At 38.6% G+C, this 4464-nt stretch carries 3 protein-coding genes and 1 pseudogene; 1 reads left to right on the top strand and 3 read right to left on the bottom strand.

Annotated elements, in window-relative coordinates:
* Nucleotides 1-231: 231 nt before the first annotated feature.
* From QOW94_RS10845 to QOW94_RS10830, 3 genes and pseudogenes are all read right to left on the bottom strand, one after another.
* Nucleotides 232-1334 (bottom strand): annotated as a pseudogene (locus QOW94_RS10845) (IS110 family RNA-guided transposase).
* Between the two features lie 541 nt (nt 1335-1875).
* A complete protein-coding gene (locus tag QOW94_RS10835) occupies nt 1876-2250 on the bottom strand; it encodes a hypothetical protein (protein WP_283680470.1) in 375 nt (124 codons plus the stop codon).
* Between the two features lie 104 nt (nt 2251-2354).
* Nucleotides 2355-3128, bottom strand: a complete 774-nt coding sequence (locus tag QOW94_RS10830; protein WP_283680468.1) for a hypothetical protein — start codon at nt 3126-3128, stop codon at nt 2355-2357.
* Nucleotides 3129-3485: 357 nt separating this feature from the next.
* Between QOW94_RS10830 and QOW94_RS10825 the strand changes: the two genes are divergently transcribed.
* Nucleotides 3486-4464: hypothetical protein (locus QOW94_RS10825; protein WP_283680467.1), on the top strand; the 979-nt coding region annotated here is incomplete at its 3' end.

The following is a 4464-nucleotide window of genomic DNA, read 5'->3' as shown; positions in this document are numbered from 1 at the left end:
ACAACGAGAACGCAGCTAGTTCAATTGCCACTTTACCTGGTACATCAACTTCTACCCCAGGTAACACTGTAAACCCACTTGGATAGTCCATTTATCTAAACAGGTCTCGAAAAGCAATCCTTTTTGGATTGCTTTTTATATGGAAATAACTTAATGGAGACCGCACTAACCTAACGGTAGTGTCCTACCGAAAAATTTAGTATAATGTAACTAGTAGATAGTTATATTAATTCAATTTGAGGCCAGCAAATGTTGCATTTGTTGGTCTCTTTTGTATTCTCTGTATGAGCAGTTATTTGACACCATTGCATAGATGATCCGGATTAGTTTGTGAGCCAGCGCAACAAGGGCCTTCTGGGCCCCCATTCTAGTTCGTAATCGGAAAAAGAAGTCTTTTAAGCCAGAATCAGTTTGTTTTTTCGCTCCCATAGCAGCCATTACTAAGGCCGTCTTAAGATGAATATTTCCCGATCTGACATGACTACTTTTAGAAACACCGGCGGATTCATAGTTTCCGGGACAGACACCAGCCCAAGAAGCTAAATGGGCGGCGTCAGGGAATGGGCTTACATCTGGGCCAACTTCAGCAATAATAACCGTGGCAATGTGTTGACTAACACCAGGAATCTCTTGTAGGCGAAGATACAGTTCTTGAAACTGTGCTAACTGTTCTTCAATATTGGCTTCCAAGTGCTTAATTGCCAACTGATTATGTTTGAGTAAATCAAGTTGGATATCTAATAATACCCGGTCGTTAGCGGACAGACTGCCATCTAGCGCAGCTAACAGCTCTTGTGGCGATGCTTTTAGCTTCCCGTGCATACATTTGGAAACTGATTGGTGAGTAATCACTTCACCATTAATCAATAAGTTAAGCAATCGTAACCTAGATCCCTGAAAGATGTCGGAAATGAATGACGTTAATTTGATGTTTGAACGTTGCAGGATATTGTGGATCTGATTCTTAATCTGGATTCCAGCCTGAGTTAGTGACTTGCGGATTCGAGTTGATTCTCGTAGCTCTTGAATAGGTCGTGGCGGAATAAAACTAGCAGCAACAAGGCCAAAGCGAGCCAGCTCAGCAATCCATTCAGAATCTAGCTGATCAGTCTTCTTGCAGGGATATTTTTAATAATTCGGGGATTACAAAGAATCATCTTGAAACCAAAGGTTTCTAAAATTTGCCAAACCGGTCGCCAATACTGACCAGTAATTTCCATTAAGACTATTTCAATATCCTGATCAGCAAGCCAGCGACCACAAGTCTTTAAGTCTGGGGTTGTCGTTCCAAACGTCTGCGTGAGCTTTTTCGGTTTTTCGGCTGGCTCACCAATTAGAGTGGTAACGGTAATCTTCTTTTGATGAACATCATCCCACAGTATTTATTGGTAATCACATCCATAATAAGGCACCTCCTTGATGATGACTAAGCAACAAAAGGCGGCAGTTCTTCATTCACGAGGGTATGAAATTTTATATTCGTGCTCAATGGCAACAATTGATTAATCTCAAGGAATGAAGACCATCGGTTTTTTGTCCGGGCTAAATGAAACACCAGTAAAGGAACGACGTACAAAACCGCCTTCACTTAAATTATATAAGGAAAGACGATTTATTTCCTTTCATGATTACGAGGGACACGCAGTGACCCTCAGAGAGTTTTTTGTACATATTTTTCGATGATATCAATATATTGATAATCAATATTGATATGCTTATACGAAATTATTAGCTGATCTATATCAATCAGGTATAGATTTACAATCACATCAATTAGTGTCACGATTCTTTTAGTAAAATTAAAGCAAAACAAAAACACCGCAACTTTTATAGTTACGGCGTTTATCAATATGTTTATATCAATAGTTATATATTTTAATCAGCTCTCATAAACTTACCAGTCGTCAACTTCGATGAAGCAATCCAACCTTGACCCTTAACATAAAGGAAAGTGCCGTTCTTCTTAGCTTTATTTTGAACTCGTAGAGCTTTTGTTACGTAGAAGTTCGTAGAAGCTTTCAGTTTAGATTTTGCTTGGAAGGTAACGGTTGGCCGATCAGCCATGAATTTAGCCTTAAAGACGTATGGAGAGGCGTCCTTGGTGTGGTATACCTTTGCCTTCTTATAATTAGTAGTCTTAGTAATAGTATAGCTATATTTCTTTGGAGCAGCATTGGCGGCAGTAGGTGCTGAGAATGCTAAAGGTAATGCTAATAATGCACTTGCAATAACAACTGAGATTTTCTTCATGATAATCTCCTCCTTAACCTTGATGTCTAAATTATATTCTGTTTGAAGCGAAAGACAATCAAAGGTATCGGAGTTTACCAATTCTTTACTTTTGACGTTGAATCTTAATCTGTTATTTTTTTGATGGCTTCTTTTTCATCCTGGGGGGTTAACTCAAATCCCCAGTGGTTAGCCAAAATGTTCACGATACTTTCTTTGAATGAATAACTAAAGTCTTTAAAGTTGAAGATGCCATTATCGCATATTTGGTTAACGTCAAAGTTAGGCTGGTCGTAATTCTTAAGAACCAAAGTCAGAAGATTGTTGATCGATTTATGAAATGTACTAATCGTAGTAGCATCGTTCTGGCGACTTTTAATAAAGCCAGCGGTTGCCTCTAGCAAAACCGGGTTAACATTTTTCTCAGTAAACCAGATATCAGTGGTTCCTGGTCTTTTACCACCAGTTAGATTCTTGATCATTAACGAAGAAACCCAGGCTCGTTGATGACAGTGTTTACTAGTTTTAAGTGGTATGATTGCGGTTTCGCCCGATACAAGTGGAATATATTCAGATATACCACAGTAATTGGCAATTTCTTTATGCAAAAAATTACATAATAATGGGTGGGTATTCTTGAAAGTATTCATTATCTGGTCTGGTGACTTCTGAGTTTTATACATGCCAACTTGGGTGTCGAAGACAATGCTCCTATATTTTTGACTATCAGTTGGTACAATCATACAAAGGGTGTGCCAATTAACAGTTTGGATTTCCCTAGCTGCTTCAACATGTGACACTTTCAGTTTGCTAACATCAATTTGGTTTCCGTGGACTTTCTGTCCGGCAGCAGTGAGGTGTGAAGTGAATTCCACAAGTGCTGGCTGTCTAGTTTCCATTGGTTAAAATCTCCTTGAAAAAAATAAATATTTTTTGTTATATTGTTAATTATTTTATAACGTCGTGATATTAACAAATTAAGAATACAATTTCAACCCTTTTACGTAAAATTCATTAGTTGTGTAACCAGATCAAAAGCATAGAGTAGCATTAATGTAAACCATGAAACACAAATGTCACTAATTAGTAAACACCTTAAACATTGTCAATATTATTGATTTGGCGGGCTTTTTAATGCTTAAGCTTTGAGTTTTTTTGTTTACTTTTTTTGATTTGTTTGGTAGTATTTTTAACAGGGGCGAGGATTACATATCGCGTCTAACTATAATTTTAAGGATAGGAAAGGGGAAACATTAATGAAAACATCATTAAAGAAGTCACTTTTTGTTGGTATGGCTGCTTTAGGTTTTGTTGCAGCTACTGGTACTGCTAACGCAACTAACGCTTCAGCAAAGACTTACGCAAAAGTTACATCTAACAAGACTTTGACTACTGACGCTACTACTCGTAACGTCAATGTTAATGGCTCAAACGCTCTATATACAAAGGCAGGTACTTTGAAGGGCGCTAAGGTTGTTGCTTCAACATCAACTCTTAAAGGTCTTATGGACAGCAAGCAAGGTCAAAAGAACTGGAGAGTTTACCGTGTAGCAACTACTAACCGTGGTTCTGTATACTACAAGATCGTATCATTCGATAAGCAATATCGTGGATGGATCTACGGTGGTAAGAGCCAAACTTCATTTGCTGGTGGAATTGCTAAGTACGACACTACTAAGGACTTAGCTTTGACAGCACCAACTGGTTCAACTACTACTAGCTCAAGCTCATCATCAGCTTCAACTAGTTCATCAGCTTCAACTAGTTCATCAGCTTCATCAGCTTCAACTAGTGCAAGCTCAACTACTGCTACTGCACCTGTACAAGGCGTAACTTTGAAGTTAAAGAACACTAGTGCCTCAGAAAACACCGTATTGTACAAGAGCCCAGCTTGGACTCAATACAAGATTGGCCGTGCTAAGGATGCTAACAACGCCATCATCACTAACAGTGACAAGTACAAAGACGAAACATTCACGGTTTCCAAGGCTGTAACTCGTACTCGTGAAGGCGATGTTTGGTATCAAATCCAATCATCAAACAAGGATATTAACGGTGCTTGGGTCTCAGCTTCTAACGTTCAATCAGCTCAACCAGCTGTTGCTGATAACGCTGTTCGTTTGAACATTGTTGACTCAAACAACAAGCTTATCAAGTCAGTTGACTTTGCAGTTACTGGTGCTAAGAAGGGTGATACTTTAGGTAAATTCCTTCAAGACAAAGATACTGGTGTTT

Origin of the sequence: Lentilactobacillus sp. Marseille-Q4993 (assembly GCF_951230165.1) — a bacterium.
Classification (GTDB): domain Bacteria; phylum Bacillota; class Bacilli; order Lactobacillales; family Lactobacillaceae; genus Lentilactobacillus.
This window is presented reverse-complemented; position numbering and strand designations above follow the sequence as displayed.

What these genes read in the sequence shown, in the direction of transcription:
- QOW94_RS10835 (WP_283680470.1), bottom strand. Translation starts at nt 2,250, where the DNA reads ATGAAGAAAATCTCAGTTGTTATTGCAAGTGCATTATTAGCATTACCT.
- QOW94_RS10830 (WP_283680468.1), bottom strand. Translation starts at nt 3,128, where the DNA reads ATGGAAACTAGACAGCCAGCACTTGTGGAATTCACTTCACACCTCACT.